We start from the raw sequence: 25,654 nt of genomic DNA, 5'->3' as shown, positions 1-25,654 counted from the left end.
GCTTGCGGGAACGCTCCGCGAGTGCTACAACAAATCTATACCGCTCGTGTGAGGTATCGGGCGGGTTGGGCACACGAACGAACAGACCAATGGGAGGTGGCTGGTGATGCTCATGCGGACCGATCCGTTCCGGGATTTCGACCGGATCACCCAGCAACTGCTGGGGACCAACGCCCGACCGTCGGCGATGTTGATGGACGCCTGGCGGGCCGACGATCGGTTCCTGGTCGAGTTCGACCTGCCGGGGGTGGACCCGGGCTCGGTCGACCTGGACGTGGAACGCAACGTGTTGACGGTGACCGCGCAACGGCCGGCCGTGGACGAAGCATCCGAGTTCCTGGCCGCGGAACGACCCCGGGGAGTGTTCAGCCGGCAGCTGGTGCTGGGCGACAACCTGGACCTGGACCGCATCGCGGCGACCTACCGGGACGGGGTGCTGCGGTTGGTGATCCCGGTCGCCGAGAGGGCCAAGCCCCGCAAGATCAGCATTAGCCATGAAGACGGCGCCGCGGACCAGGCCATCACCGCCGGCGGTGGCGAGAAGACCCGGGAGACCGTGGACGCGGCCGCCTCGGGCGGCTGACCGCCGACCGCGGGCCTGGGTCTGCCCACCCGGGAGGAACACCGCCGATACCGAAACCCGCGAGGCTCACCGGTCTCTGCTGCTGTGGCGGCATCGCACCTCCCGCCGGGCAGACCCCGGCCCACGGGTGGTGAGCCTGGTCTGAGTCGATGGGGAGGATCCTGGTGGCCCCGACATCCGTGCCGTGGCGCCGGTCGGCGGCTGTGGACACGCCGGCCGGCGCAGCCGCACAGCTGATCCGTCTATCCGGCCAGATCGGTCAGCCGGTCCACGGCCAGGACCCGCTGACCGAGGCGCTGGCCCTGGCGTGCACGATGGTGCCCGGGGCGGTGTGCGCGTCGCTGACCCAGCTCACCGACGCCGACCCGCGCCGCCCGCGGACGGTCGCGGCCACCGCCGTGACGGCCGCCGCCCTCGATGCCATCGAGTACCAGACCGGGCAAGGACCGGCCCTGGCCGCCATCGCCGACAGCACCATCATCGTCAGCGACCTCACCACCGAGACCCGATGGCCGGCATACCTCAGCCGCGCCCTGATCGCGGGCCCGGTGCGGGCCGTCCTGAGCTACCCACTCACCCGCGCCGGACACCCGGACACCACGCTGAACCTCTACTCCACCAGCCCCACCGCCTTCTGGGTTTGTCAACGTTGGTTGGCCCCACCATGTCAGGTTTGGTTGGCTCCACCCGTGGGCGAGGTTGGTTTAGCGGATCCCCGCCTGGAGCTTGACGTTGATGGGTCTTAGCTGGCGGCTTGTTGGGCCTTGGTCCGGGCCAGCCGGTAGGAGTCGGTTCCGGTCTCGATGATGTTCCCGCCGAAGGTGAGCCGGTCGACGATCGCGGCGCAGAGGCGGGCGTCGGTGAACGTTTTTGTCCAGCCGGAGAAGGAATCGTTGGAGGCGATGGCCACGGAGTTCTTCTCTTCCCGTTCGGTGAGAACCTGGAAAAGTAGCTCCGCGCCGCGTTTGTCGAGTTCCATATAGCCGAGTTCATCGATGCAGAGAAGATCAACCCGTCCGTATCGGGCAATGGTCTTGGCCAGGATCTTGTCGTCGGCGGCCTCCACGAGTTCGTTCACCAGCTTGGTGGCCAGGGTGTATTTCACCCGGAACCCGTTCTCCGCGGCGGCGGTGCCCAACCCGATCAGCAGATGCGACTTGCCGGTGCCGGAGTCTCCGATCAGGCATAACGGTTGCCCGGCGCGGATCCAGCCGCATCCGGCCAGGGTGTGGATGGTCGCCGAGTTGATGTTCGGGTTCGCGTCGAAGTCGAAATCGGCCAGCCACTTCTCTCGTGGAAAGCCGGCCGCCTTGACCCGGCGGACAGAGCGGCGACGGGCCCGGTCGTCGCATTCGGCCAGGAGTAGCTCGGCGAGGAATCCCTGGTAGGTGAGTTGTTCCTTCTCCGCGACGGTGACCATGTCGGTGACCAGCCCGCGGACGGTCGGCAGGCGTAGTTGCCGGCAGGCCGTGTCGATCGCCGCGGACGCGGCCTGCTCGGTCAGGCCGCGGCGGCGGCGAATCGGTGCGGTCATGACACGTTGCCTTTCGACAGGTCCGCCGCCGGCGGCGCGGTCTTGCGGCGGGTGAGCAGCTCGTCGTAACGGTCGACCGACGGCAACGGCCGGGAATCCGGCGGCAGCCCGGCGATCACCGCGGTCGGGTCGGACAGCCGCCGCTCGGTCAGACTGACCACCCGCTGCCCGGCACTGTCGTCCTGACCGACGGGATGCTCGGGTTGCGTGGCCCCACGCTGCTGTTTGCGGGCTTCCACGGCCACCACATCGGCCTGGGTCGCGCCGACTCGCAGGGCGGCGGTCAACCCGGCGACGACGTCGACCGCCGGCATGTGCCGATGCAGCAGCAGCACGTCGATCAGTTCCCGGGTGCCGGCGGCGTCGCCGTGAGCCTTGCGGGCCGCCGCCCAGAACGCCTCGTGCGCACTGGTGAACGCCCCGCAGGCGCGAGCCTGGACCAGGGCGGTCGCCCCGGGCAGGGCGCCGGGTTTGTACTTGAGCACCTCCAGGTAGTGATCCAGGTCCAACACCTGGGCGCCCTTACGGCCCGACCGCTCGTGGGTGGCGATGACGGTCCGGCCATCCAACACGATCACCTCACCCGCCCGGAGGTGGACCCGGACCCGGCGTCCGATGAACTTGGCTGGCACCGAGTACTGACAGTTACGCACCATGATCCGGGCGTGCCGGTCGACCCGCGGGTTCAACGACAGGCCCGGTTCGAACACCTCGGTCGGCAACGGCCGGAGCAGGGGCTGCTCGATGGCGAACATCTCGCCCACGGTGCGCACCCGGCCGTTGATCCGCCGGTGGTCATCGGCCCGGTCCGCCTTGGCCAGCCGAACATTCAGCTCGGCCAACGATTTCACCTTCGGCACCGGGACCAGATGGTTGCGCCGGAACCGGCCGCCTTCGCCCTCCACACCGCCCTTTTCGTGGGCTCCGTGGACGCCGGGCAGGCAATAGAACCCATCGAATTGGTAGTGCGAACGGAACAGCACCCACCGCTCGTTCTCGGTCCGCCGCCGGTCGGTGCCGAACAGCACGGCCGAGACCGCGGACTTGAGGTTGTCGTACTTCACGTGCACCGTTGGAACACCACCCAGCTCGGTGAACGCGGCGATATGACCCTCGAGGAACGCCTCCTGCGACTGAGTCGGGAACACCCGATGCACCGACCGACCCGAGAAGCACAACCACATCGTGAACAGGTAGCACTTCGTCCGACCGGCGGGCAGATCCACCCACAGTTCGGCGAAGTCGACCTCACCCTCGGCGGCCGGCTGATGCGTCTGCGGGACGAACACCTCCGCCAACGGCCGGCCCCCCGCCTCAGCCCAGATCTCCCGCCGCCGCTGGGCGACATAGGCCCGCAGCGTCGAATACGACAACCCGGTCGCCTGATGCTCCTCGACCAACCGGTCCAGGATCCGCACCGTGGTGTGTCGCTGCTTGCGCGGGGCCGTCAGATCCGACCGCAACATTGCGTCGATCGCGGTCACGAACGGGTCGATCTTGCGGGACTGCCACCTGCGCCGGGCCGGCTCCGGCGGCGCCGCCGACGCCAACGCTTGCCGCACCGTTCGACGGTGCACATGGTGGCGCTTGGCCAACGCCCGCACCGACAAGCCCTCCACCCGGGAATCCCGCCGGATCTGTTCGAACAGCATGACCTTGGACCTCACGTCTCCTCCTGACGTCGTCGCCTCCGACGACGATCAGGTGGGGCCACCCAAACCTGACAGAACCTGCCCGGAGAGTCGCAGGTGGGGCCACTCAAACCTGCGATTCCCTGCTCCGGCGGGGCCACTCAAACCTGACACAACCAGCCTTCCCGGCAGCAGCCGAGGACGACATCCACCTGGCCGTCGCCGGGCTGGCGTTGGCTCTCACCGCGATCAGCCAGGCCCGGCGGGCCGCCAACCTGGCGACCGCCCTGGCCAGCAACCGGACCATCGCCGCCGCTCAAGGCATCCTCATGCACCGCCACCGCTGGACCCCAGAGCAAGCGTTACGCGCCCTGCGGGCCGCCAGCCAGCACAGCAACCGCAAAATGCGTCACATCGCCGACCACGTGCTGGCCACCAACGACCTACCTCCACCCACCATCAGCAAGAAACGCTCTCGACGCCAACGGATTACCCCACATCGGGGAGACGCTGCCTGATCACCACCAGAACCCCGGATACCCCGTGGAACGCCATCGATTCTGTTCCGTTAGCCGAACCTTCTACGGCACACCGACGACGCGACGACGCCGACCGAGCGGGCCGCGCCGCCGGCGTCCCGTAAGACTGGTTCGGTGAATCGTCCCGGTGCAGGGAGGCCAACCGGCACACTGGTCCCGTGACCGAAGTCAAGATCGGCTACGCCCGGGTCTCCACCGTCGATCAAGACCTCACCGCACAGCACGACGCGCTCGTCGCGTTGGATGTCGACCCGAAACGCATCTACGTCGACCACGGCCTGACCGGCACCAACCGCGATCGACCCGGCCTGCGCCAAGCCCTCGTGGCCTGCCGCCGCGGCGACACGCTTGTCGTCACCAAGCTCGACCGGCTAGCCCGCTCCGTGCCCGACGCCCGCGACATCGTCGACGAGCTCACCGCCGGCGGAGTGCGGCTGAACATCGGCGGCTCGCTGCACGATCCCACCGATCCGGTCGGGCGGCTCCTGTTCACGACCCTGTCCATGATCGCCGAGTTCGAGGCCGATCTGGCCCGTGCTCGAACACGCGAGGGCATGGCCGTCGCCCGCGCCAAGGGCCGGCTGCGCGGCAAGCAGCCCAAGCTCAGCCCGAAGCAGGAAGCCCATTTGGTCGAGCTGTACCGCGGCGGCGAGCACACCATTGGCGAACTCGAGGAACTGTTCCCTGTCACCCGTTCCACGATCTACCGAGCAGTCGCACGCGCCGATGCGCAAACGTCGCCGCCGGTGAAGGGCAAGCCGAAACAGGTCCGAGCCCGTCGAGCGCCTGCGAGCTGACCATCAACCACCGAAGCCAATCCACGCCGAGCCGGCTGTGCCCGGGTCACATGATCACGAAAGCACCCGGAATCGTTCCGCTGCTAAGCCGACCCCCTGCCGGGGGGCGGGTACGTTTTGTCATCTCGTGGCGGCTCCTGGTATCGGCTCGGTGGCCAGGTCGCCCTGCCACAGGTCCGGGCCGAACACCTCGTACTTGATGTCGTGGGCCGCGACGTCGCGGTCGATCAGCGAGCTGCGCACTGCCTGCATGAACGGCACCGGCCCGCACAGGTAATAGGTGGCGTTTTCGGCCAGGCTTACAGCGGCCAGGTCCATGAGGCCTTGACGAACGCCGTCGACGGGCAGGCTGCAGTTGGGCCCGCGTTCGAACCAGACGTGGATCGAACCGTTGGGCAGGGCGCGGATGTCGGCCAGGATCTGCTGCCGCAGCGGCCAGGACGCCTCGTCGACGTCCGCATGCAGCACGGTGACGTTCAAACCGGACCCGGCGGCAACAAGATGGGACAGCATGCCGGCCATGGGGGTGATGCCGATGCCGGCGCTGACGAAGACGACCGGGCGGCCGGAGTCGTCCAGGACCACGTCACCGAACGGCGGCGACATGGTGATGCGGTCGCCCACCGCCACCGAGTGATACAGCAGGTTGGACACCTCCCCGTCGGGTTTGCCGCCGCCGTGCACCCGCTTGACGGCGAACTGCCGGTGCTTGCCGTCGTCGGCGCGGGTCAGGCTGTACTGCCGCGGCTGGTGCACTCCGTCCGGCATGAGCATCCGGACTGTGACGTACTGACCCGGCAGCGAGGTCTTGACCAGCCGGTCGTCAATCCGCTTGACCCGGAACGTGACCACGTCGTCGGTCTCGGGGATCCTTTCCACGACCTCCCAGTCCCGCCATACAATCTCGGGGCGGACCCCACGGGCGCTGTACAGGCCGCGCTCCTGATTGATCAACGCGTACGCCATCAGCCAGTAAACCTCGTCCCAGGCGGCGGCGACCTCATGGGTGACCGCGTCACCGAGGACGTCGGCGATGGCCCAGAACAGATTGTCGTGGACGACCTGGTACTGATCGGGTCGAATCCCCAGCGACGCGTGCTTGTGGGCGATCCGAGACAGCAGATGCTCCGGTTCTTGCTCCGGTGTGTTCACCAGCGCCGCGGCGAAGGTGGCAACCGAACCGGCCAACGCCGCCTGTTGGGTGCCTTCGGCCTGGTTGCCGCGGTTGAAGGTGCCATCGAGCAGATCCGGGTGAGCACCGAACATGTGCTCGTAGAAGCGCCGCGCTATCTGGTCGATGTTGCCGGCGACGGGAGCGAGGGTTGCCTTGATGATGGGCCTGGATCGATCGGAAAGCATGGTAGCTCCTCACCCGTATCGGAAATACTCTTCAAACAGTGCAGCCATTCATTTGCGATTCGGTCGTCTGACCCCGGGCTGTCATACCCGATGTCTGACTGGTACCGGACGGCACCGCTGTGAACGACCGTACAGGCCACCCCGCCGCGGACGATTACACCAACGAGCGCCGCTAGCTGCATCGCAACCGGTCGACCAGGCTCTCTCGCGATCATCGGCATTGATGCGTCAATGAGATCATTCAGTAGCCATGGACGGATTATTCCGAGGGGCTGTCTCGTTCCCGCCCAAGGGGTGATGTCGTCGCCGTAACCTGGATACACCCTGGTGGAATCGAGCACTTCCAAGGCCGGATCCTTGAGATCTCCATCGGCGAGTCGAAGTCGTCCAGGGCCTCGGTCTTGCCGAGCCTCCCCCACGAACGGCGCGCCTCGGTGCACCATCCCCGCGCGGAACCAGAGGTCGTCCGGTGATCGGCTGCAGGCGGCACCCGGTACATCTTCGACCGAAGAGTGTTTGTAGGTGTGATCGATCGGGGCGATGCCGACGTCGGTGTCGCGTGGTCCATGGGCAGCGGCGAGACGACTGGCGGACCGATTGCGGCGGCCCTGCCGGCCGCTGGTCATCACGGTCGGGTTCCCGAAGATGTCAACAGGGTCGCTAGAACCGCTGCCTCGCTGAGGGCGGTTGATTTGGTTGCGGTGAGCAATGTCAGCGAGTTGTGGTTGGCGAGGTCACGCAGGTGTGCGAGCGCTGCGGCTTGTTCGGGGGTGGCGAGTTCGTCAAGGTAGCGGCGGGTGAACTCCTCGAAGCGTTCCGGTTCGTGGTGGTACCAGGTCCGCAGCTCCGTGGACGGGGCCACCGTTCGGCACCATTCGTTCAGTCGTGCGCGGGCTTTGGACATTCCGCGGGGCCAGAGCCGGTCCACGAGGACGCGGGTGCCGTCGTCGGTGCGGGGTTCGTCGTAGATGCGCCGCACCTGCACCGCGTGTTGGTCGATCATTTGCAATGACCTCCTGACGGTGGGTTCTTTCGTGTCGCAGGAACGTGCACGACTCGGCATGGGCCGGATGGCACGCGTTTGGTTGGTTCGGTCGGCAGGGGTCACCGCGTCTGGGCAGGGTCGACTCACTGGTCCCGGTGAAGGGCGCAGGTGGCGCAGACCTTCTCTCGACTCAGCACACACGGGGAACGCCTGCTGCGTCATACCTGGGGGCGACCGCTCAAACCAGGGTTGTAGGTCGGTTCTGTGAAGGTCATGCTCGACTTTCTTCATGGGCTGGTGATCAGCAGGGTGCCGAGCGTGACCAGCGCGGCGACCTTGAGGACCTCGAGGGCGACGTACGCTAGGTGCAGCCGGGATGCGGGTGGGCTCTGGCCGGTGATGATCTGTCCGGCGCGTCTGTCGAGACGTGGCCGTAGCAGCCCGGTCTGGGCGGCCAGGAATGCTCCGGTGACGCCGAGCAGGACCCAGATCGTAGCAATCGGTCGGGACGCCATCAGCGCGGCGAGAAGCAGTGCTGCAAAAATGATCTCGGTGACGTTTAGGGCTCGGAAGACGAGCCGGCCGATGCCCAGGCCGAGTGGCAGCGTGATCCCTGGGGCCCGGAATTTCAGGGGTGTCTCCAGGAACGAAATGGCCAGTACCATCCCCAGCCAGATGAACGCGGTGGCCGCGCCGATGACCTGTCCGGCTGCCGTCATCGCTCAGGCCCCGATGGTGGAGGTTGTCGGTGATGCTGCTGAAGGCGTGGGTTGGGGGGTCAGGTACGCCAGGCACAGGTGGGGTTTGACGAACGGCACCAGGCGCACCGTGGTGAGTGGTTTGCCGAGTTGGGTGAGCGCACCCTCCAGGAGCCCGAGGTGGATGGCGCAGACCACGTCGGGATGTTCCCGGGCGACGTCCCGGTAGGGGCAGGCGCGGAGCCGGATCTCCCGTTCACCGGTGGCCGAGGCGGGGTGAACGAGCTCGGGGTCGAAGTTCATCTCGGCGAACAAGTCGACGATTCGGTGCGCAGCCTCGTCTGGGGTGGCGACATCGTCGACGGTGGGGATGAGGCTGGTTGCCCAGTCCCGGCCGGCCTTTTCGGCGCGGCGGCGGCGGGTGCGTGGGGTGGGGCCGAGGTTGGCGGCGAGCAGGGCGGCGAGGGGCCGATAGCCGTCGGGAGGGGATTCCTCGGCGTGGGCGGCGTAGACGGTGCGGGGTCGACCAGGGGTGGTCCTTGGGGTCTTCTGTGCGCTGACCTGTCCGGCTTTGACGAGCACGTCCAGGTGGAATCGGACGGTGGTGATGTGCAGCCCGGTCGCCTCGGCAAGCTGGTAGACGTCCAAGGGGATGGTGCTGCGGCGCAGCAGCTTGAGCAGCCGCCGCCGGGGCTTGGATGCGGTGGGGTCGGTCGGTGTGTCGTCGGGGATGTCCGACTGGTCGGTCATCATGTGCTGACCGGTGGATGGGCGGCGACGAGGTTGGTGTCGACCCCGAGCCGGCCGATCGTGGTCGCGCCGCCGGGGGATGCGACGGGCTGGGAACGTCCGGGCAGGGTGTCGGTGAAAAACCGCGCGTTGTCGTCGGTGAACGCCTCCCATTGGTTCGGGACGTCGTCCTCGTAGAAGATCGCCTGGACCGGGCATACCGGTTCGCAGGCGCCGCAGTCGACGCACTCGTCGGGGTGGATGTACAGCGCCCGGGCACCTTCGTAGATGCAGTCCACCGGGCATTCCTCCACGCAGGCCCGGTCCAGCACGTCGATACACGGCTCGGCGATGACATAGGTCACGGCGGCACCTCTCTGCTCAGTTGACTTCCCCCTGCACGTCCCATAGTTTAGAGGATAGCGGCCCTCAAAAAAAGGTGGGCGGGGAGTGTCCCGCGAGGCGATATCCACCGGGCCGGCGCTCCGGGGCGCGCTCCCGGCCAGTCCTCGACACGGTCGGAGGGGGTTGAGTTGACCGCTGTGACACCACATCCGGTGATCTCTCGGCCGCTTCCGCGCCCCCGGGGTCACCGGTTCCTGGGGTACCTGAGGACGACCGACCCGAAGGTGCTGGGCGTGATGTACATCGTCACGTCGTTCGTGTTCTTCGTGGTCGGCGGCCTGCTGGCGTTGCTGATGCGGGCCGAACTGGCCCGGCCGGGTCTGCAGTTCCTCGCGCCGGAACAGTACAACCAGTTGTTCACGATGCACGGCACGATCATGCTGCTGTTCTACGCGACGCCGGTGGTGTTCGGTTTCGCCAATTACGTGCTGCCCCTGCAGCTCGGCGCCCCCGACGTGGCGTTCCCCCGGCTGAACGCCTTCTCGTACTGGCTGTACGTGTTCGGCGCGCTGATCGCCATCTCCGGATTCTTCACCCCGGGTGGGGCAGCGGCGTTCGGCTGGACCGCGTATGTCCCGTTGTCCGGGGTGCAGAACTCGCCCGGGGTGGGCGGCGACCTGTGGATCATGGGCCTGGCGGTGTCCGGTCTGGGCACCATCCTGGGTGCCGTGAACATGATCACCACGGTGATCTGCCTGCGCTGCCCGGGCATGACGATGTGGCGACTACCGATCTTCACCTGGAACATTTTGATCACCTCGATCCTGGTGCTGATCGCGTTCCCGATCCTGACTGCCGCGCTCCTTGGCCTGGCCGCCGATCGGCACTTCGGATCGCACGTGCTCGACCCCGCCAACGGCGGCGCAATCCTGTACCAGCACCTGTTCTGGTTCTTCGGGCATCCCGAGGTGTACATCGTGGCCATCCCGTTCTTCGGCATCGTCACCGAGGTCATTCCGGTGTTCTCTCGCAAACCGGTCTTCGGGTACCGCGGGATGGTGTTCGCGACGATGGGCATCGCGGCGCTGTCCTCGGCGGTGTGGGCGCACCACATGTTCGCGACGGGCGCAGTGCTGTTGCCCTTCTTCTCGCTGATGAGCTTTTTGATCGCGGTTCCCACGGGCATCAAGTTTTTCAACTGGATCGGGACCATGTGGCGCGGGCAGATCTCCTTCGAGACACCGATGCTGTTCGCCTGCGGGTTCCTGGTGACCTTCTTGTTCGGCGGCTTGACCGGCGTGATGCTGGCCTCACCAGTGATCGACTTCCACGTCACCGACAGCTACTTCGTGGTTGCGCACTTCCATTACGTGCTGTTCGGGACGATCGTGTTCGCCACCTATTCAGGGATATATTTCTGGTTCCCGAAGATGACCGGCCGGTTCCTGGACGAAAGGCTGGGCCGGCTACATTTCTGGACCACCTTCGTGGGCTTCCACTTGACGTTCCTGATTCAGCATTGGCTGGGCAACATGGGGATGCCCCGCCGGTATCCGGATTACCTGCCCACCGACGGGTTCACGACACTGAATACGATCTCGACCATCGGGTCGTTCGTGCTGGGTGCCTCGGTGCTGCCGTTCGTGTGGAACGTGGTGAAGTCCTGGCGGTACGGCGAGATCACGACGGCGGACGACCCGTGGGGATACGGCAACTCCCTGGAGTGGGCCACCAGTTCCCCGCCGCCGCGGCACAACTTCACCTCGCTGCCCCGGATCCGGTCCGAGCGGCCGGCGTTCGAACTGCATCATCCACACATGGTCGACCGGATGCGGACCGAGGCGCACCCGCACCGCGGCTGGCGGCCGCTGCGGGCCGCCGAGTCCAGACCGCCCCTTGGTGTCGGAACTGCCTCGACGAACCCGGACAAGACGTAGACATGAGCCACGCTGCCGACCGTCGGGACGGTCCTCCCGCTGGTCCGGCGCTTCCCCGCCCCCCGCACCGGGTCCTGCCCGGTCAGGGGGGCCACCACGAAGGACAACCGTAACTCGACCGACCCGGGTCGACAGAACACAGGAAGAGGTTCGAACGTCATGAGGACGGCGTTGGGATTGTCGGAATCGGCGACGCGGCGGGTGGTGGCGGCGGCGGGCCAGGCACCGTCGCTGTTCAACACCCAGCCGTGGCGGTTCCGGCTCGCCCCCGACCGCATCGAGATCCACCCCGACCGGGGTCGCCGGCTGATCGCCCACGACCCCGACGACCGGGAACTACGGATCGCCTGCGGCGCCGCGCTGTTCAACCTCCGGTTGGCCCTGCACGCGCACGGCGTGACCCCGGTGGTGACCATCCAACCCGGCGAGACCCCGGACGCCCTGGCCGTCATCCGGCCCGGCCCGGTGACCGTGCAATCCCGCGACGACGCCGCCCTGTACGCGATGATCGAACGGCGCCGAACCAACCGACAACCCTTCCTGGACGCTCCGATGCCGGAAGCGTATCGGCGGGTGCTGACCTATGCGGCGGCCGTCGAAGGCGCGGACTTTCGGACGATGGTCACGCCGGCGGAGCGGTTCGAGCTGCGGTGCCTGGTCGCGGCCGCCGACCAGCGGCAACGTGACGACGTGGTCTGCCGGGCCGAACTGGAGGCCTGGGCCGGTGATCGGCATGGCCACCCGGACGGGGTGCCGTTGGCCGCGGCCGGGCCGAGACCTGAATCCCACGACCTCTGGGCGTATCGGGATTTGGGCAACGGCTACGCCCATGTCCGGCCCCCGGACGGGGACTTCGAGGCGGAACCGTTCGTGGTGGTGCTGTCCACCTGGATGGATGGACCGGCCTGCCAGGTCGAGGCCGGTCAGGCCCTGCAACGGGTGTTGTTGACCGCGACTGCACTGGGGCTGAGCGCGTCCTTCCTGTCCCAGCCCATCGAGGTCGCCGAGCAGCGACGGCGTTTGCGTCGGCTGCTGGGCGACGGCCGGTACCCGCAGGCGGTGCTGCGCCTGGGCTTCGGGGCGCCGGTGGCGAAAACCCCGCGGCGGGACGCGACGGACCTGCTGCTGCCGGAACCGGTCGGTGCCGCCCCCTGAGTCGACCGCCTCGTCAGTGGAAAATGCTTGACACTCTTAAGGACAGGACATGATGCGAAAACTCGCGACCGACGGGCAATGGGGTCGCAATAGCTACCAGCCGGGTTCGGATCGACGGCCACCGGCGCCGTCAACCAGGGTGGAAGTCGAGGGGTCGGTCCCGGTTGCCGCGGCGCCGGCGGGGGAGCCGGCCGCGAAAGATGCGACCCCGCGGATCGTGGTGGGGGTCGACGGCTCTCCTGCCTCCGTCGATGCGTTGCGCTGGGCGGCCGGGCAGGCCGACCTGATCGGGGCGGCCGTGGAGGCGGTGATCAGTTGGGAGTACCCCAGCACGTCGGGGATGGAGTTCGGGTCCTTGGACATCGACTGGGCCGAGAACGCCCGGGCCGCGCTGGCCGATGCGCTGGATGTCGCGCTGGGTGAGGACGCGGGTCGGGTTACCGGAACGGTGACCCGGGGGCACCCGGCCGAGGTGCTCGTCGCCGCCGCCCAGGGGGCCGACCTTCTCGTCGTTGGATCCCGTGGTCACGTGGCGCTGCCGGGCCGGCTGCTCGGCTCGGTCAGCGAACACGTCGCCGCGCGCGCCTCCTGCCCGGTCGTCGTCGTCCGGCACGTTCCGGATCCGATCGCGCTCGGGCAGCGCACGCACCACAAGGGTCGGGAGGCCCTGCTGGGGGCGGGTTTCCGATGAAACTATCCCACCACGAACAGCGGATACTCGATGAGATCCAGCAGCGAGTGCAGGCCGAAGACCCGGAGTTCTTCGCCAGCATGGCGGGTTCCCGGCGCCGCCGCGGCCGGTCCGGGTGGGGTTCGGTGATCTTCATATTCGGCCTGGTCGCCTTCATGGCCGGCGCGGTCCTGGCCCAGGCGTCGCCCGGGTGGGGTGTCGTCACGAGCCTGATCGGCTTCTTGGCCATGTGCTGGGGGGTGTGGCTGCTGTGCTCAGGCGTCCGAGCCGTCCCTCAGCAGGGGTTGGAAAGCGCGCTGCGTCGACGGCTCGGCCGGCTCTGGGACAGAATGCAGGACCCGCCGCCAACCGGGATGTCACCGTGACCATGCACGGTGCGGCGTCGCCGCTACGGGTTGGCGGGCCGCGGCGTCGCTCCGAGCGGTCACGGGGTGTTCAGCACGACGCAGCAGCGGTCGTCTGCCGGGTCCAGCCGGGCCGTCAGTGTCCCGTCACCGACCCGGTCGGCGACCGCGCCGAGCAGGGCGAGGTTCATCCCGCAGACCAGGTCGGTGTGGTCTCGAGCCAACGCGTCGAACGGACAGTTGACCAGGATGACACTCGAGTCCACACGTCGGGGTTCGTATCCGTGCGCGGCCAGGACGGCGCACACCGCGGCGGCCCGTTGTGCTGGCCCGGGTCGTGGGCCCAGAGCCTGCCGCGCCTGGGTCCCGAGGGTCCGGCCGTACTCGGCGGCGGCGGTGTGCACCGCGTCCAGCACCGGTGCGCCGGCCCGGGTGGAGTCGTCGATGGCCTGGGCGAACAGCTGCCCGGCGAGGTCGTACCGGCGTTCGGGCAGGGTCACCGACAGTTCCCGGCCGGACCGCCGGTACAGCTTGGTGGGTCGTCCGGCGCCGGGGCCCCGCCGGCCGGACAGTCGTTGGAACTCGGTGTCCAGCAGACCCTGCTCGACCAGTTTGTCCAGGTGAAATTTCGCCGTGTGCCGTGGGACGGCGACGCCTTCGGCGGCCCGGTCTCGGCTGACCGGTTCGGATTGGGCGGCCACGAACAGGTACAGCTCACGGCGGACCGGGTCGGCCAGGGCCGCCAGACCGGTCACTCGATCAGCAAAATCTTGCGCAGCCATCCGACCCCATCCTCTAAGGGACACCAACCTTGACTTAAGAAAACTGTCAGTCTAGCGTAAAAGATACTGTCCTTTAGAGCTGGAGGCGCAATGACGACCCACCCCACCCGTGACCGGGCCACCCGCGCCGGCCAGCTGCACGACCCGGCGTACCAGGCGTTCCTGCTGTTGCGGTCGGCGTTCACGGTGGCGCCCATCGTGTTCGGGCTGGACAAGTTCGTCAATGTGCTCACCGACTGGCCGGGCTACCTGGCCCCGTGGGTCGATTCCCTCGTGCCCGGCACCGCCCAGCAGGTCATGTATGTGGTCGGGGTCGTGGAGATCGCGGCGGGGATTCTGGTGGCGGTCCGGCCGCTGATCGGCGGGTACGTCGTCGCGGCCTGGCTGGCCGGGATCATCGTCAACCTGCTGCTCATCCCCGGCTTCTACGACGTCGCGGTCCGCGACGTCGGTCTGCTGCTGGCCGCTCTGGCGTTGGCCCGGCTGGCCGCCACGTTCCGCCGGACTGCGCCGCGGCCGGCGCGGACGGAGACGCTGTCGTGACCGCGGCTCTCCCGCAGTCCCCCAGCGCACGGCCCCGCCCCGGGCCGCCGGAACCGGTCAACCGGCGTCATCATCACCCGCTGCGGGTGGTCCACCCGACGGCACCGGTCGATCTGGCCGCCGCGGAACGCGCCGCGGCCGCCTTCCTGGCCGCGCTCGGCGTGGACGTGGCCACCGAGAATCGACGGGACACCCCGGGCCGGATGGCCCGGGCCTACGCAGAGATGTTCACCCCCCGGCCCTTCGACCTGACCACCTTCCCCAACGACGACGGCTACGACGAGATGGTGCTCGCCCGGGCCATTCCGGTGCAGTCGGTGTGCGAGCACCATCTGTTGCCGTTCGTCGGGGTCGCCCACGTCGGGTACCTGCCCGGAGACCGGATCCTCGGGTTGTCGAAGCTGGCCCGGGTGGTGGAGTTGTTCGCCCGGCAGCCCCAGGTGCAGGAGCGGCTGACCCAGCAGGTCGCCGACTGGCTGCAGACCACCCTGGAGCCCCGAGGCGTGGGCGTGGTCATCGAGGCCGAGCACCTGTGCATGACGATGCGTGGTGTCCACGCCGACGGGGTCACCACCGTCACCTCGGCCGTGCAGGGGCACCTGCGGCAGGACGCCGCCGCCCGCGCCGAGTTCTTCGCCCTCGCCCTGCCGCGGCCGACGAACCGGCGTCGGCCATGACCGACCCACCGGCCTCGACCAGCTCGCCGACCAACGGATACCAGGGATTTCGGCAGAACTTCCTGACGTCCGACATCGACCCGTTCCCCGCCCCACGGCGGGAAGGAGCGACACCTCAGATGACAGAACATTCCGTGATGACCGATCCACTGCAGGCCCTGACCGCGGCCGGAGTGTCGATCTGGCTGGACGACCTGAGTCGGGACCGGCTCACCTCGGGCAGCCTGGCGACCCTGGTCCGGGACCGGTACGTCGTCGGGGTCACCACGAACCCCACCATCTTCACCGCGGCGATCACCCGCAGCGACGCCTACACCCCCCAGATCCGTGACCTGGCCGTCCGCGGCGTCGACGTCACCGAGGCACTGCGCGTGCTCACCGCCACCGATGTGCGAGCCGCCTGCGACGTCCTGCGGCCGGTGTTCGACACCACCGACGGCGTCGACGGGCGGGTCTCGATCGAGGTCGACCCCCGGCTCGCCGACGACACCGAGGCCACCATCTCGGCGGCGCAGGCGTTGTGGCGGCTGGTCGGCCGGCCCAACCTGTACATCAAGATCCCGGCCACCAAGCCGAGCATCCCCGCGATCGCCGCCTGCCTGGCCCAGGGGATCAGCGTGAACGTCACCCTGATCTTCTCCCTGACCCGCTACGACGAGGTTCTGCAGGCGTTCCTCGACGGCCTGCTGGCCGCGCATCGGGCCGGCCACGACGTCTCCAGAATCGGGTCGGTGGCCTCGTTCTTCGTCAGCCGCGTCGACACCGAGATCGACCGGCGCCTGCACCAGATCGGAACCCGGGAAGCCGCCGCGCTCCGCGGCGCCGCAGGGATCGCGAACGCCCGGATCGCCTACGCCCACTACGAGCGGATGCTCGCCTCGCCGCAGTGGCTGGCCCTGGCCGCCCTCGGCGCCCACCCGCAACGTCCGCTGTGGGCCTCGACCTCGGTGAAGGACCCCGCCTACCCCGACACCCGCTACGTCGTCGATCTTGTCGCACCCGGCGTGGTGAACACCATGCCGGAGGGCACTTTGCAGGCGGTCGCCGACCACGGCGTGATTCCCGAGGATTCGATCCGCGGCTACTACGCCGGTGCCCAGCGGGTGCTGGTCCGGCTGGCCGCCGTGGGCGTCGACTACCGGGACGTCGTGCAAACCCTGGAAGACCAGGCCGTCACGGCGTTCACGGCCAGCTGGGACCGGCTGAGTCACCAGGTGGCCGCCGCCCTGCACGACCCGGTCCCCGCCTTCGGAAGGACCGTGCCTCATGCCTGATGACCCGTTCGTCATCGTCGGAGCCGGTCTGGCCGGGGCCACCGCCGCGCAGACGCTGCGCGAGGAGGGCTTCACCGGCCGGGTGGTGTTGATCGGGGAGGAAACCGACCCCCCGTATGAGCGGCCGCCGCTGTCCAAGGACTATCTGATGGGCCGGGCCGACCGGGACGCCACGTTCGTGCATCCCCGGCACTGGTATGCCGACCAGGGCATCGATTTGCGCACCGGCGTCGCGGTCAGCGGGATCGACCCGGCCGGGCACGAGGTGACCCTCGCCGACGGAAGTCAACTCGGCTACCGAAAGTTGCTGCTGACCACCGGGTCCTCGCCGCGGCGACTCGACATACCCGGCGCCGTTTCGGGCCGCGGACGGTACCTGCGGCGACTCGATGACAGCGATCGGATCAAGGTGATGTTCCGCACCGCCTCCCGCGTCGCGATCATCGGCGGCGGTTGGATCGGCCTGGAAACCGCGGCTGCGGCCCGGGCCGCGGGGATCGAGGTCACCGTCCTGGAAGCAGGGGGGCTGCCGCTGCTGCGGGTGCTGGGCGTCCAGGTCGCGCAGATCCTCACCGACCTGCACCGTCGGAACGGGGTACACCTGCGGTGTGGTGTGCAGACCGCCGAGATCACCGGCGAGGGCGACCACGCGACCGGCGTACAACTGACCGACGGCAGTCACATCCCCGCGGACGACGTCATCATCGGAGCCGGCATCACCCCCAACACGCACCTGGCCGAGCAGGCCGGATTGAAGATCGACAACGGCATCTGGGTCGATGAGCACCTGCACACTTCCCACGACGATGTTTATGCCGCAGGGGATGTCGCGAACGCTTACCACCCGCTGCTGCGCCGTCACCTGCGGGTGGAGCACTGGGCCAACGCCCTGCACCAGAGCCCGGTCGCCGCCCGATCGATGCTCGGCCAGGACGCCGCGTACGACCGGTTGCCGTACTTCTTCACCGACCAGTACGACCTGAGCATGGAATACACCGGATACACCCAACCCGGCGGCTACGACCAGGTCGTCCTCCGTGGCGAGGTCGGCAGCGGCGAGTTCATCGCATTCTGGCTTCAGCGCGGCCGGCTACTGGCCGGAATGAATGTCAACACCTGGGACGTCACCGATACCATCGCGGCGCTGATCAAGACCGGCGAGACGATCGACGTCGGCCGACTCACCGATCCCCGGACCCCGTTGGAGGCCCTCCTCGAGTCCTGACCGCCGATCCGCCCACCCGAAACGGCCGGCGGTTCTTGCATCACGCCATCCGATGGCAGAACCGCGGTGCCGAAACGAATCCCTTGTGCGCCCGGGGATGACGAGGAGTAAACCCATGGGACGCAACGTCGCCCAGAAGCTGATCGCCACCCATCTGGTGTCCGGGGAGATGACCCCCGGACGGGAGGTCGGGATCCGGATCGACCAGACCCTCACCCAGGACGCCACCGGCACCATGGTGATGCTGGAGCTGGAAGCCCTCGGGCTCGACCGGGCCCGCACCGAGGTTTCCGTGCAGTACGTCGACCACAACCTGCTACAGACCGACAGCAAGAACGCCGAGGACCACGCCTTCCTGCGGTCGGCCTGCCAACGGTTCGGGCTGTGGTACTCCAAGGCCGGCAACGGGGTTTCGCACCCCACCCACATGCAGCGATTCGGGATCCCGGGGAAGACGATGGTCGGCTCGGACAGTCACACCCCGGCCGCCGGCTCGCTGGGCATGCTGGCGATCGGGCTCGGCGGCATCGAGGTGGCCACGGCCATCGCCGGTGAACCGGTCTACCTGCGGATGCCGCAGATCTGGGGTGTCCGGCTGACCGGTGCGCTGCCGGCCTGGGTGAGCGCGAAGGACGTCATCCTGGAGATGCTCCGCCGACACGGCGTCAAGGGCGGCGTGAACCGGATCATCGAGTATCACGGTCCGGGGCTGGCCCGGCTGACCGCGATGGACCGACATGTCATCGCGAACATGGGCGCGGAACTCGGCGCCACCACCACGGTGTTCCCGGCGGACGACCAGGTCCGGACGTTCCTGCGGGCGGAGCGGCGGGAGGACGACTTCGTCGAGCTGGTCGCCGACGACGACGCCACGTATGACATCGCCGAGACCATCGATCTTTCCACCCTGGAACCGTTGATCGCACTGCCCAGTTCACCGGGCAACGTGCACCCCGTGCACGAGGTGGCCGGCCGGGATGTGCAGCAGGTCGTGGTCGGGTCGTCGGCCAACCCGGGGCTGCGCGACTTCGCCGTCGTCGCCGCAATCGTGCGCGGCCGGCAGACCCACCCCGGGGTGTCCTTCGATATCAACCCGACCTCCCGGCAGATCCTGCAGGATCTCACGAAGATGGGCGGCACCCTCGACCTGATCGCGGCGGGGGCCAGGCTGCACCAATCCGGCTGCATGGGCTGCATCGGGATGGGTCAGGCCCCCGCGGTCGGCGGTAACAGCCTGCGGACCTTCCCCCGCAACTTTCCGGGGCGATCCGGAACCACCGACGACTCCGTCTATCTGTGTTCCCCGGAAACCGCGGCGGCGGCCGCGCTGACCGGCCGGATCACCGATCCCCGTGACTTGCCGGGGTTGCTCGGAATCGACTACCCGCGGATCGAGCTGCCGAGCCGGTCCAGCGTGAACACCGCCATGCTCGAACCACCTCTGCCGGCCCCGCGGGCCGGTCAGATCGTGCTGGTGAAAGGGCCGAACATCTCCTCGCTACCCGATTTCGGTCCGTTGCCGAGTCGGATCGAGGCGCCGGTCGCGCTCAAGGTCGGCGATGACGTGTCCACCGACGAAATCCTGCCGGCCGGCGCCCGGGTGCTGCCGTATCGCAGCAACATCCCCAGGCTGGCCGAATTCACCTTCGGGCAGCTCGATGACAGCTACTCGCACCGGGTGCTGGCCGGCCGGGACGGCAGCGGACACCTTGTGGTCGCCGGCGCGAACTACGGGCAGGGCTCGTCCCGGGAACACGCGGTGATCGCCCCCCGCTATCTCGGTCTGCGGGCCGTCCTGGCGGTGTCGTTCGCTCGAATTCATTGGCAGAACCTGGCGAATTTCGGGGTCCTGGCCCTGGAGTTCACCGACCCGGACGACTACCGGAGCATCGAGCAGGGCGACGTGCTGATCCTGGAGGATCTGCGGACCACGCTGCGCAGGGGCTCCGCGGTCGTCCAGATCCACAATGCCACCCGCGGACGGGACTACATCACCAGTCATCGGCTGTCGGGTCGGCAGGTCGGCATGGTCCTGGCCGGTGGGCTCCTGCCCGCGATACGACAGCGTCCGGAAGGGTCGAACTAGCCGAGGATCTCGACGGAACGGTACTGGCGGCGGCCACCGAATCACCCATGGGTAGCAGCATTCGTGCCGACCCAGCACCCGTACGGCGCAGATCGGTCTCCATATCAGGGGGCGGCGTCGGCGGGAAGGTCAGCACCCCATTTCCCGTCGAGGACAGGTGTCGCACCCACCCGCCGAGTTCCTGCACCCCGGACGGTCACCTGCCAGGACTGCTCAGCGAAGTCCGTGCGATGAGGTCTGCCGGATCGCGTCGTGGCGTTGACGTCGTGACAGGCGAGCTGAACCCCAGACGCAGAACGGTCTGCGGGTGCAACCGGCACGGTAGGAGCTGGCGCAGTTGCCGGCGGTTCTCGGTGACCTCGATGGGCTGGGACAGGAAGGACGCGGTGAGCCCGAGCGAGGTCGCGTTCAAAAGCACCCGCTGTAGCGCCTGTCCAGCCTGTATCTGCTCGGCAGGCCGGTCGCTGACGGTGGCCAGAACGACGACGAATGGTTCGGCTCTGGACGGACTGTCACTGACCCGAACCCCGGAGAACCTGCGTCCGAGGTCCCGGTACGCCCACGGGTCGTGGGGTTCGGGTCTGGGTCCGGCCGCGGACAGCGGCACTCCGTCCGGCCGGCGGTGCCCGAACCCGGTCCAGGCCTGCAGTTCGGCCCGGCAGGCCGGGTCGTCACGTTGTCGCCGGTCGGCCGCGGCGACGATGCTCCGGAGTCCGGTCCGTTCTGCGTGATCGATGGCGTGCAACACCGTGTGCTCGTCGGCGGCCGCCCGGATCAGCAGACGCCGATCACTGGCCGGAACGCCGGCGTCCAGGAAGGGTTGTCGGTTGGTTCGGCGCCGTTCGATCATCGCGTACAGGGCGGCGTCGTCGCGGGATTGCACGGTCACCGGGCCGGGCCGGATGACGGCCAGGGCGTCCGGGGTCTCGCCGGGTTGGATGGTCACCACCGGGGTCACGCCGTGCGCGTGCAGGGCCAACCGGAGGTTGAACAGCGCGGCGCCGCAGGCGATCCGTAGTTCCCGGTCGTCGGGGTCGTGGGCGATCAGCCGGCGACCCCGGTCGGGGTGGATCTCGATGCGGTCGGGGGCGAGCCGGAACCGCCACGGCTGGGTGTTGAACAGCGACGGTGCCTGGCCCGCTGCCGCCACCACCCGTCGCGTCGCCGATTCCGACAATCCCAACGCCGCCTTCATGGCCCCGATCCCCGTTTCCTGCGAGTGCCGTTGACTCCGAGTCCGCGTCGGGCGGAGCCGATCGGACCTTGTCCACAAGCCTGGACCGAGGAAGCTGCTCTTCCAATCTGGCCCCTTGGAATGATGAAGATGTCCGGCCGCGGAGCGTGTTCGGCAAGACAGTCCTGTGTCATCACGTCGGTTGCACCTGGAAGGCACCGAGGGCCCCGGTCAGGACGGCGAGCGCAACGAACCCGACGGTGAGGGCCACCTTCGCTCCGCGCGGCCCGAACACCGACTGCCAGGCGCGGTAACGGTCGGTCTCGGCGCGGAACCGGTGCCAGTGCACCAACATGATCCCGAGGAGCGAGAGGATCACGGCGAGGCTGGCGAATACGAGGACAACCGTTGCGATGCGCATCTTACGGTCTCCAGCCGAGCAACCCCGACCACGTCGGAACAGCCGCTCCCACCGTGCACGAATCGGCGCCGATCACGGTGAGGTGAGGTCTCACGTTCGGGTCCAGATTCGATCCAGCATGTCTGGGTCCTTGCCGTTGCTCGCGGAAGCTGACGATTCCGTGGTGCTCAGCGCGCGACTACTGGTGTCCGGGGGAGTCGCGCGTTCAAGGAAGCGGAGCAGCTCAACCGGGAACGGCAGAACCAGGGTGGAGTTCTTCTCCGCGGCCACCTCCACCACGGTTTGCAGCAGCCGCAGCTGGAGCGCGGCGGGATGCTCGGCCATGACCTCCGCCGCCTCTGCCAGCTTCTGCGACGCCTGCAGCTCGCCCTCGGCGATGATGACGCGTGAGCGACGCTCACGTTCGGCTTCCGCCTGCCGTGACATGGACCGCTTCATCGACTCGGGCAGCGCGACGTCCTTGATTTCGACGCGGTCGATGTGCACCCCCCACCCGACGGCCGGGTTGTCGATCATCAGCTCCAGCCCCTGGTTGAGCTTTTCCCGGTTGGAAAGAAGGTCGTCAAGCTCACTTTTCCCGATGATCGAGCGGAGCGAGGCCTGTGCAACCTGCAGGATCGCCGAACCGTAGTCCTGGACATCGACGGCCACCCGTCCCGGGTCGACCACCCGGTAGTACAGGACCGCGTCCACCCGGACGGTGACGTTGTCCCTGGTGATGCCGTCCTGGGCGGGCACCGGTTGCGTGATGATCTGCATGTTGACCTTCTGCAGACGATCAACGAACGGAACGATCAGGGCCAGCCCCGGTCCACGAATCTCCGAACGGAGCTGTCCGAAGCGGAACACGACGCCTCGTTCGAACTGGGTGATCACGCGAACGCTCGACCCCAGGAGCACCACGGCCACCGCCGCAATTGCCAAGAATATGTATCCGATTGTCATTGGTTTGCCTCTCCACTTTCCGCCTTGTCGCGAGTAACGAATCCCCGAAGCCGCGATCTGTCACGGCGGCGGCGAGTCGTCACGGGAGGGCAACCCAACCCACCGGATCAGCCAGCCCACGGAGCCGAACATGAGCGCACCAGGGAGCGAACCGGCCATCAACTCGATCACCGCGAGGAAAAGCACAGTCATGATCAGTAACGAGCCGAGAACCCCTGACTGCCCACGACTCGCGCGGCCAGGAGAGGAGGGCACACCGGGATCCGGTTCGCCGGCAGTGAACTGGCGCTCGAGTTCGCGCCACGCCTCCCGCTCGTGATCGCTGAGCACACCGCACCTCCGACGAGGGGTCGAGGATCACACCGCAACACCCAAGGTCTATCGTATCACGATATTGTCGTGATACGATAGAGTTGGTGGGTGAAGAGAGCTGCGGCACCCGCTCAGGCGCCCCGCCCGGGGGCGCTGACGAAGCACGACTTCGAGGCGCTCGCCCGGTTCCGTTCGGGGATCCGCCGCTACCTGCGTTTCAGCGAGGAAACGGTGCGTGCTCACGGGGTCACCCCCCAGCAGTACCAGCTGCTGCTCGCGCTGAAAGGATTCCCCGACCGGGAATGGGCGACGGTCCGAGAGCTCGCGGACCGGCTTCAGCTGCGCCATCACAGCGTCGTGGAGCTGGTCAACCGAGCCCAGGCCCGTGGACTGGTGGACCGTGGCCCGCATCCGGACGATGCGCGCATGGTCCGCATTCAACTGACCGAGGACGGCGAGCAGACATTGGCTCACCTCAGCGCGCTGCACCGCGACGAGCTGCGCCGACTTGACGCCAGTCTTGCCCCGCCGACCTGGCCGGACCAACGACCCGACGACCCAACGGTCCAGACCGAATCGATCGGTCAACCACAACCTGCGAAGGCCGACATGCTCAAATCCTCCCTGACCGCCCTCGCCCGCCACCAGCTCGCGATCGCGACATCGGTCTCCAGCGGGCGCAGCGCGTCCACGGTCTTTGGCGGACACGAGAACGTGCTGCGGCAAACCATGATCGCACTCGTCGCCGGAAACAAGCTCAGCGAGCACGAGAACCCAGGCGAGGCAACAGTGCACGTCCTGCAAGGTCGGGTCCGACTCGCCTCCGCGGGTGAAGCCTGGGAGGGCTCGCCGGGGGATCTGCTCATCGTTCCCGACCGCCGCCACGACCTGGTAGCACTCGAAGACGCCGTGGTCTTGTTGACCGTTGCCAAGCGCAAGTAGTCAAAGCTGTCCGATCAGCACGTCTCGCCACGAACGCCGACGATCGTGGGCCGGGTGGGCAGTTGCGGGGTCAATAGTTGTAGTCGACATGCGCCCGGCTCGGCGAACGGCGTGATCGCAGTGCGCTCCGGGCTGCCGCCTAGCACGTCCATGGCCCCGCGAACGATGCCCAGGTGCACCTGGCAGACGACCTGCGGGTATCGCTTGGCGGCATCAAGCAGAGGGCAGCGCCGCAATCTCACCGAGCGGGCGGACTGGTCCGCCACAGGATCGAAGCCTAGGTCACGCAAGAGCTCGACGATCCGCCGCCTCGCCTTGGCCGCAGATGTCCGCGGCGCCGCGATCGGAGCGTCACCGATGAGTTCGCGACCCCAGACCCGTCCGGCTTGCACGGCCTCGGGCACCGGGTCGTTGCTGGTCAGGCTCAGGTGCGCAGCCAACGCCGTGGCCAAGCCGGCGTAGTCGCGGAGCCGTTGGTCGGGCTCGACGTTGTCGACAGCGGCCGCATAGGCCCAGGCTGGCCGGCCGCGGCTGCGGCCTGTCTGCTGAGCCCGCACCGCCAGCCCGCGGCCCGCCAGGGCTTCGAGATGTTCGCGTGCGGTGTTCTGATGCACGCCGAACTCTCCGGCGACCTCAGTGATGGTCATCGGCACGTCCTGCTGTTGGAGGAGCTCGAGGACCGCAGCGCGTTGGCCGGAGAGCCGACCGTGAGGGTCGGGTCCCCGTACCGGGATGGGGCCGAGGGGGCCGGAACCACTCGTTTTCACGGTGGTTATTGTAGTAATTGTGGTGATGCTGACGAAACCCCTGCGGGCAAGAGAGGGAGCAGCGCATGGGCGGCACTAGCATTCGATCATCGAAGCACGGCCGCGATCAAACCATCTGGACGTCAAGGCTCTTCACGATATCGGGCGTGACTATGCGGGAGGGCCAGGGCGTACTCGCGACCCCGCATCCAACTCGGCTCGAGGCGTCGGTGGCATCCGTGGCCGCGAGGCGGTCAGTGCCGTTGAAGGGCGTCTGGCCGCAAGTCGGTGGCGACCAACGAGAGTCGAAGGCCACCGTGCATTCTCGAGGGGCGACCACCGCAGCGTCAGACTCCCGACCGGACCGCGGTTTGATCACTCCGATAATCGACCTGGGCCGGGTCACGGTTGGTGGGTGCGTCCTGGGCGTGCGGGCACCGACCGCTGACGACAACGACACTTGTGCTAAGGCTGTCTGCAGCCGCAACCGTGCTCGGCCCGTTGCGTTCCGCGCCGTCCGAGATCCGGCAATCCGCCATGCCGACGTGTCGGCGCATTCGATGCCAATCCACCGGGACATCGCGTGACGGTGATGGCGGATCCGGAATCAGGGACTTGGACGTGAGCCCAGAGCGGCTCGCCACCCAGGATCGGCGGACGCGGTGGGACTCGATGGAGGGATTCGTCGCTGTTGGTTTCGGCTGCGTCATCGCCGGCGGCCTGGTGGCCGCAGTGACCGGCCCAACGGGATTCCGCGCCGGGTCCTGGGTGGCCGCCTACCTCGTGCTCGTCGCCGGTGTCGCCCAGATAGGCCTCGGAGTGGGTCAGTGGCTGCTCGCCGTCCGGGCACCGAGCCCGTCGATGGTGGTCGTGGAACTTTTCGCGTGGAACGCGGGCTCGGCAGCGGTGGTCACCGGAACGCTGACCGGCTCGGCACTCGTCGTCGGCGTCGGAGGGGCAGGACTGGCCGCTGCGTTGGGCCTTTTCCTGTACCACGTTCGCCGGTCGCGGAGCCATCGGCGGTGGCAGTTGATGCTGTACCGCGGGTTGGCCGCTCTGCTGGCGGTGAGCATCCCGGTCGGCTTGTTCTTGTCTGTTCTGCGTCACCGGTAGGCAACTCGGCCACCGGGTGTCCGCCGGAAAGGTTCGCACCCGGACCGCATCCGGCGGTTACCGGTCCGGGGTGCCCGCGCACCGAAA

At 67.9% G+C, this 25,654-nt stretch carries 28 protein-coding genes and 1 pseudogene; 16 read left to right on the top strand and 13 right to left on the bottom strand.

What is annotated here, in order from left to right; translation table 11 throughout:
• Positions 1-106: 106 nt before the first annotated feature.
• Both NAMU_RS18090 and NAMU_RS27590 read left to right on the top strand, forming a co-directional pair.
• Complete coding sequence (locus tag NAMU_RS18090; RefSeq protein WP_015748811.1) at positions 107-583, top strand: Hsp20/alpha crystallin family protein; 477 nt, start codon at positions 107-109, stop codon at positions 581-583.
• A 164-nt stretch (positions 584-747) separates the two neighbouring features.
• Positions 748-1,329, top strand: coding sequence for a hypothetical protein (locus NAMU_RS27590; protein WP_015748810.1), 582 nt, complete (start codon positions 748-750; stop codon positions 1,327-1,329).
• Here the strand turns inward: NAMU_RS27590 and istB are convergent.
• Together istB and istA are read right to left on the bottom strand one after the other, a co-directional pair.
• The gene (istB, locus tag NAMU_RS18080; protein WP_015745763.1) at positions 1,326-2,117 is read right to left on the bottom strand and encodes an IS21-like element helper ATPase IstB; all 792 of its coding nucleotides are present in this window, start codon (positions 2,115-2,117) and stop codon (positions 1,326-1,328) included. The two genes, NAMU_RS27590 and istB, sit on opposite strands and share 4 nt — an antisense overlap.
• Complete coding sequence (istA, locus tag NAMU_RS18075) at positions 2,114-3,784, bottom strand: IS21 family transposase (RefSeq protein ID WP_015748809.1); 1,671 nt, start codon at positions 3,782-3,784, stop codon at positions 2,114-2,116. Before istA ends, istB begins: the two co-directional genes overlap by 4 nt.
• A 197-nt stretch (positions 3,785-3,981) precedes the next feature.
• Between istA and NAMU_RS31880 the strand changes: the two genes are divergently transcribed.
• Both NAMU_RS31880 and NAMU_RS18070 read left to right on the top strand, forming a co-directional pair.
• On the top strand, positions 3,982-4,266 hold the full coding sequence (locus NAMU_RS31880; RefSeq protein ID WP_169312516.1) for an ANTAR domain-containing protein: 285 nt from the start codon (positions 3,982-3,984) through the stop codon (positions 4,264-4,266).
• Between the two features lie 179 nt (positions 4,267-4,445).
• Positions 4,446-5,084: a recombinase family protein gene (locus NAMU_RS18070; RefSeq protein WP_015748808.1), complete on the top strand. Its 639-nt coding sequence runs from the start codon at positions 4,446-4,448 to the stop codon at positions 5,082-5,084.
• A 120-nt stretch (positions 5,085-5,204) separates the two neighbouring features.
• Here NAMU_RS18070 and NAMU_RS18065 read toward each other — a convergent pair whose 3' ends face one another.
• The 5 genes from NAMU_RS18065 to fdxA form a co-directional block, all read right to left on the bottom strand.
• Positions 5,205-6,443, bottom strand: a complete 1,239-nt coding sequence (locus NAMU_RS18065) for a globin domain-containing protein (RefSeq protein ID WP_015748807.1) — start codon at positions 6,441-6,443, stop codon at positions 5,205-5,207.
• A 625-nt stretch (positions 6,444-7,068) separates the two neighbouring features.
• A complete protein-coding gene (locus NAMU_RS18060) occupies positions 7,069-7,446 on the bottom strand; it encodes a DUF488 domain-containing protein (protein WP_015748806.1) in 378 nt (125 codons plus the stop codon).
• A gap of 269 nt (positions 7,447-7,715) precedes the next feature.
• Positions 7,716-8,147, bottom strand: coding sequence for a hypothetical protein (locus NAMU_RS18055; protein WP_015748805.1), 432 nt, complete (start codon positions 8,145-8,147; stop codon positions 7,716-7,718).
• Positions 8,148-8,150: 3 nt separating this feature from the next.
• A complete protein-coding gene (locus NAMU_RS18050; protein WP_015748804.1) occupies positions 8,151-8,879 on the bottom strand; it encodes a helix-turn-helix transcriptional regulator in 729 nt (242 codons plus the stop codon).
• Positions 8,876-9,220 (bottom strand): ferredoxin, encoded by a 345-nt coding sequence (fdxA, locus tag NAMU_RS18045; protein WP_015748803.1) that lies wholly within the window; start codon positions 9,218-9,220, stop codon positions 8,876-8,878. The genes NAMU_RS18050 and fdxA overlap by 4 nt, the downstream gene beginning before the upstream one ends.
• A gap of 168 nt (positions 9,221-9,388) precedes the next feature.
• Here fdxA and ctaD point away from each other — a divergent pair, with 168 nt between their 5' ends.
• The 4 genes from ctaD (at position 9,389) to NAMU_RS18025 (ending at position 13,348) form a co-directional block, all read left to right on the top strand.
• A complete protein-coding gene (gene ctaD, locus NAMU_RS18040; RefSeq protein ID WP_015748802.1) occupies positions 9,389-11,137 on the top strand; it encodes an aa3-type cytochrome oxidase subunit I in 1,749 nt (582 codons plus the stop codon).
• A gap of 159 nt (positions 11,138-11,296) precedes the next feature.
• Complete coding sequence (locus NAMU_RS18035) at positions 11,297-12,292, top strand: Acg family FMN-binding oxidoreductase (protein ID WP_015748801.1); 996 nt, start codon at positions 11,297-11,299, stop codon at positions 12,290-12,292.
• 220 nt (positions 12,293-12,512) lie between these two features.
• Positions 12,513-12,983, top strand: coding sequence for a universal stress protein (locus tag NAMU_RS18030; RefSeq protein ID WP_083786050.1), 471 nt, complete (start codon positions 12,513-12,515; stop codon positions 12,981-12,983).
• Entirely contained in the window at positions 12,980-13,348 is a 369-nt protein-coding gene (locus tag NAMU_RS18025) for a DUF3040 domain-containing protein (protein ID WP_015748799.1), read from the top strand. The genes NAMU_RS18030 and NAMU_RS18025 overlap by 4 nt, the downstream gene beginning before the upstream one ends.
• A gap of 59 nt (positions 13,349-13,407) precedes the next feature.
• On the opposite strand, the gene NAMU_RS18020 is transcribed toward NAMU_RS18025, so the two are convergent.
• Positions 13,408-14,109, bottom strand: a complete 702-nt coding sequence (locus NAMU_RS18020; protein WP_015748798.1) for a helix-turn-helix transcriptional regulator — start codon at positions 14,107-14,109, stop codon at positions 13,408-13,410.
• A 90-nt stretch (positions 14,110-14,199) separates the two neighbouring features.
• On the opposite strand from NAMU_RS18020, the gene NAMU_RS18015 reads away from it, so the two are divergent.
• From NAMU_RS18015 to NAMU_RS17995, 5 genes are all read left to right on the top strand, one after another.
• Complete coding sequence (locus NAMU_RS18015) at positions 14,200-14,652, top strand: hypothetical protein (protein ID WP_015748797.1); 453 nt, start codon at positions 14,200-14,202, stop codon at positions 14,650-14,652.
• Between the two features lie 80 nt (positions 14,653-14,732).
• Positions 14,733-15,329, top strand: coding sequence for a GTP cyclohydrolase I FolE (folE, locus tag NAMU_RS18010; RefSeq protein WP_052308211.1), 597 nt, complete (start codon positions 14,733-14,735; stop codon positions 15,327-15,329).
• A gap of 137 nt (positions 15,330-15,466) precedes the next feature.
• Positions 15,467-16,603 (top strand): transaldolase, encoded by a 1,137-nt coding sequence (gene tal, locus NAMU_RS18005; RefSeq protein WP_052308210.1) that lies wholly within the window; start codon positions 15,467-15,469, stop codon positions 16,601-16,603.
• Positions 16,596-17,828, top strand: a complete 1,233-nt coding sequence (locus tag NAMU_RS18000; protein ID WP_015748794.1) for an NAD(P)/FAD-dependent oxidoreductase — start codon at positions 16,596-16,598, stop codon at positions 17,826-17,828. The genes tal and NAMU_RS18000 overlap by 8 nt, the downstream gene beginning before the upstream one ends.
• A gap of 115 nt (positions 17,829-17,943) precedes the next feature.
• Positions 17,944-19,914 carry an aconitate hydratase gene (locus tag NAMU_RS17995; protein WP_015748793.1) on the top strand — a complete coding sequence of 657 codons (1,971 nt, stop codon included), beginning with the start codon at positions 17,944-17,946 and terminating at the stop codon, positions 19,912-19,914.
• 196 nt (positions 19,915-20,110) lie between these two features.
• Here the strand turns inward: NAMU_RS17995 and NAMU_RS17990 are convergent, their stop codons facing one another.
• The 4 genes from NAMU_RS17990 to NAMU_RS17975 all read right to left on the bottom strand — a co-directional run bounded on the left by NAMU_RS17990 (position 20,111) and on the right by NAMU_RS17975 (position 22,784).
• Positions 20,111-21,109 carry an Acg family FMN-binding oxidoreductase gene (locus NAMU_RS17990; RefSeq protein WP_015748792.1) on the bottom strand — a complete coding sequence of 333 codons (999 nt, stop codon included), beginning with the start codon at positions 21,107-21,109 and terminating at the stop codon, positions 20,111-20,113.
• Between the two features lie 172 nt (positions 21,110-21,281).
• Complete coding sequence (locus tag NAMU_RS17985; RefSeq protein ID WP_015748791.1) at positions 21,282-21,509, bottom strand: hypothetical protein; 228 nt, start codon at positions 21,507-21,509, stop codon at positions 21,282-21,284.
• 90 nt (positions 21,510-21,599) lie between these two features.
• Entirely contained in the window at positions 21,600-22,454 is an 855-nt protein-coding gene (locus tag NAMU_RS17980) for a slipin family protein (protein WP_015748790.1), read from the bottom strand.
• Between the two features lie 60 nt (positions 22,455-22,514).
• Complete coding sequence (locus NAMU_RS17975; protein ID WP_015748789.1) at positions 22,515-22,784, bottom strand: DUF3040 domain-containing protein; 270 nt, start codon at positions 22,782-22,784, stop codon at positions 22,515-22,517.
• A gap of 135 nt (positions 22,785-22,919) precedes the next feature.
• Between NAMU_RS17975 and NAMU_RS31875 the strand changes: the two are divergent.
• Positions 22,920-23,321 (top strand): annotated as a pseudogene (locus tag NAMU_RS31875) (MarR family winged helix-turn-helix transcriptional regulator); the annotation flags it as partial.
• A 54-nt stretch (positions 23,322-23,375) separates the two neighbouring features.
• On the top strand, positions 23,376-23,708 hold the full coding sequence (locus NAMU_RS31870) for a cupin domain-containing protein (protein WP_041370919.1): 333 nt from the start codon (positions 23,376-23,378) through the stop codon (positions 23,706-23,708).
• A 14-nt stretch (positions 23,709-23,722) separates the two neighbouring features.
• Here the strand turns inward: NAMU_RS31870 and NAMU_RS17960 are convergent, their stop codons facing one another.
• Positions 23,723-24,475 (bottom strand): helix-turn-helix transcriptional regulator, encoded by a 753-nt coding sequence (locus tag NAMU_RS17960; RefSeq protein ID WP_015748787.1) that lies wholly within the window; start codon positions 24,473-24,475, stop codon positions 23,723-23,725.
• A gap of 600 nt (positions 24,476-25,075) precedes the next feature.
• Here NAMU_RS17960 and NAMU_RS17955 point away from each other — a divergent pair.
• Entirely contained in the window at positions 25,076-25,567 is a 492-nt protein-coding gene (locus tag NAMU_RS17955) for a hypothetical protein (protein WP_138180325.1), read from the top strand.
• The last annotated feature ends 87 nt before the right edge of the window (positions 25,568-25,654 follow it).

Origin of the sequence: Nakamurella multipartita DSM 44233 (assembly GCF_000024365.1) — a bacterium.
Taxonomy (GTDB): domain Bacteria; phylum Actinomycetota; class Actinomycetes; order Mycobacteriales; family Nakamurellaceae; genus Nakamurella; species Nakamurella multipartita.
Note: the sequence above shows the minus strand (reverse complement) of the source record. Positions and strands in the feature narration are given on the sequence as shown.